This is a genomic window from Pseudomonas sp. SIMBA_068, from assembly GCF_046534705.1.
GTDB classification, from domain to species: domain Bacteria; phylum Pseudomonadota; class Gammaproteobacteria; order Pseudomonadales; family Pseudomonadaceae; genus Aquipseudomonas; species Aquipseudomonas putida.
On the sequence record NZ_JAWRYI010001331.1, the window covers coordinates 1 to 245 of the forward strand.

General features: G+C 59.2%; 1 pseudogene. It reads left to right on the forward strand.

Annotated elements, in window-relative coordinates:
• Window positions 1-79: 79 nt before the first annotated feature.
• Window positions 80-245: pseudogene (locus tag SB756_RS33910) on the forward strand (methyl-accepting chemotaxis protein); the annotation flags it as partial.

Consider the following 245-nt stretch of genomic DNA (forward strand, 5'->3'; position numbering starts at 1 on the left):
GTCACGACCGATAGCCCGGCAAGTCATGTTTTGTCGCACTTTACGCACCTTATTTCCCCTTGCCTGGACCCTCCTCTCCATGTCTCTACGCAACATGAATATCGCCCCGCGCGCGCTGCTGGGCTTCGCGCTGATCGGCCTGCTGATGCTTGGCCTTGGTGTCTTCTCGCTGATACAGATGGGCAACATCCGCCAAGCCGGCGTGGCTATCGAGCAGGTCAGCGTGCCCAGCATCAAGATCCTCG